The sequence below is a fragment of the Dietzia sp. SLG310A2-38A2 genome (assembly GCF_014145095.1).
GTDB lineage: Bacteria > Actinomycetota > Actinomycetes > Mycobacteriales > Mycobacteriaceae > Dietzia.
In genome coordinates, this window is sequence record NZ_JAALDX010000544.1 from 7,905 (window position 1) to 10,101 (window position 2,197).

Annotated in this window: 3 protein-coding genes; all 3 read right to left on the bottom strand. The window is 65.3% G+C overall.

All coding sequences use genetic code 11. The features are described from left to right. Positions 1–103: 103 nt before the first annotated feature. On the bottom strand, positions 104–385 hold the full coding sequence (locus tag G6027_RS17640; protein ID WP_007632371.1) for a DUF6262 family protein: 282 nt from the start codon (positions 383–385) through the stop codon (positions 104–106). After that, positions 382–1,938 (bottom strand): tyrosine-type recombinase/integrase, encoded by a 1,557-nt coding sequence (locus tag G6027_RS17645; protein WP_346995790.1) that lies wholly within the window; start codon positions 1,936–1,938, stop codon positions 382–384. The genes G6027_RS17640 and G6027_RS17645 overlap by 4 nt, the downstream gene beginning before the upstream one ends. Positions 1,939–1,988: 50 nt before the next feature. Then, positions 1,989–2,197: ATP-binding protein (locus tag G6027_RS17650; RefSeq protein WP_182638278.1), on the bottom strand; the 209-nt coding region annotated here is incomplete at its 5' end.

The following is a 2,197-nucleotide window of genomic DNA, read 5'->3' on the forward strand; positions in this document are numbered from 1 at the left end:
CCAGCTCGGCCTTGAACAGCGAATTGAACGCCTCGGCCATCGCATTGTCGTAGGATTATCCGGCTAATCGGGGGCCTGATGGGCCGTTGGCCGGATAACGCGGTCAGCGGCGCATGCGGCGGAGTTGCTCGTCGTGGCGGCGCACTTGCTCTGCGAGGCAGTTGACCGCGGTTCGCAGGGTCGCGAGTTCATCTGTGAGCGAGGCCATCGGAGTTTCGGGGTGCTTGTGGTGCTCGACGATGGTGCGCAGTTCAGTGCTGCGATAGATCGTCGAGCGGCTCAGTCCGGTGGCGGCTGCGATGGCGACGACCGTGATCGGTTGGCCTTCGCGGGCCAGGTCTGTGCAGGCGCGTTCGACGAGGTTGATCTTGCCGCGGGCGGTCATCCTGCGGCCGCTTCCGTGTCGGCGATGAGCGCATCGAGGCGGTTCAGGAGCTTGTGGTGGCGGTCGGCTTCGTCGATCCACCCTCGGCTTTCGGCGTCGCGGGCAAGTGCTTCGGCGTCTATGCGTTGGGCCGCCAGGATCGGCAATGATGAAGGCTCTGTGCGGTAGCTGGGGCAGTGTTCGCAAATGTTGGCGTAGGTGCAGGCGCCCTGGGCTGGGGCTCGTAGACAGAATCCTCCTGCCATGCGCGATTTGAGCAGCGGCGTGTCCTGCCAGGGACGTCCGCCGGTGATGTCGGCCAGCGGAATTTGGATCCGGCCACCGGGGCTGCCCGGTGCCGGGTTCTGGGGCGGGGTGTTCTGTTTGGCCAGGTCCAGGGCTCGTTCGTATTCCTCGCGGATGGTGGTGTCGAAGAGTCGGCCGTAGCGCAAGCTCATCTCGGCGCTGACGTGACCGAGTAGGGCCATCAGTGCTTGCAGGGAGACGCCAGCGTTGACCAGTGCGGTCGCGTAGGTGTGGCGCAGCTGGTGGGAGGTGATGTGGTCGAGTCCGGCGATATCGGCGGCGTGGTTGAGTTCGGCGCGCACGCCCTGTTGGGTCAGTCGGCGTCCGAGGTAGGTGAACAGAAACTGTGCTCGGCGCCGGTACCGCGGGTGAGGCAACGGCTGGCAGTGGGAGCGAATCCGGATGACCCTGTCGATCAGTTCGAGGGTCTGATCATCGAGTGGGACCATCCGCTCGGTGGCCATCTTGCCCAGGGGAACCTTGAGCCAGGAGCCATTGCCGTCGATCTCGTGGACGCAGTCCAGTTCCAGGTCGAGCAGCTCGCCGATACGTAGTCCACAGGCTCGCTGCAGGCGCAGAGCCAGCGCAGCGAGCTCGTTCGCGGGATGGGTGGTCAGTGCTTGTTGCAGGCGCCGATCAGCGTCGATCGGTAGGTACCGTGGCAGCACCTGCGGGAGTTTGGGGATGTCATCGCGGAAGAGCACCTTCCTGCCGGGGGCCGCGTCCCAGCCCCACTCGGTGATATCGGTCAGGAACGTCATCACGGCGATCACGCGTCGGTTGTGGTCGCCGTTGCTGATCGGTTTTCCGTCCTTGTCGCTGACCGAGTCGGGCAGCGAGGACAGCCAGGGCTCGATATGGTGGCGCCGATCCAGGTCGGCCACGCTGGCAAGGTCAGGATCGATGCCGGTCAAGAACACACCGAAGTGCTTGAGTCGGGTGGCCATGGTCGAGACGGTCTTGACCTGGCAGGTTGCCTTCTTTCGCTCCAGGTAGGCGACCATTTCGTCCCGGATCGATGGGGTGATCTCGGCCAGTCGCTCAGCCAGCGGGATCGGGCCCCCGGCGCGGGGCAGTTGGTCGACCACGCCCAGGTGGTACAGCACCGTCTGGGTGGTGCTGATCGCCGATAGGTAGTGGCTGTGGCTGGTCCCGGTACGCCGTCCTCGTTCATGGCAGGCTGCGGCGAACGCATCGAGGTCGCTTTGGGTCAGCTTGAGAATGACAAGCCCGTTTGGCCCCGCTGTGCTGTTTTGATTTGGCCCCACCCTCGCGATGGGTGAGGGGTCGGTGCGCCGATGGCCGGCGTCCTGGTCGGTCAGGCGGTTGCGGGCTCCTTTCGGTGTTGGGCTGCGGTGCTGGCCAGTCGGTAGGAGGCGGTGCCGGTCTGGATGATGTGGGCGTTGTAGGTCAGGCGGTCGACCACGGCTGCGGCCAGTCGGGGGTCGGTGAAGGTGGTGCCCCATTCGCTGAACGGAGCGTTGGAGGCGCAGGCGATGGAGGCTCGTTCCTCTCGCGCGGTGATGA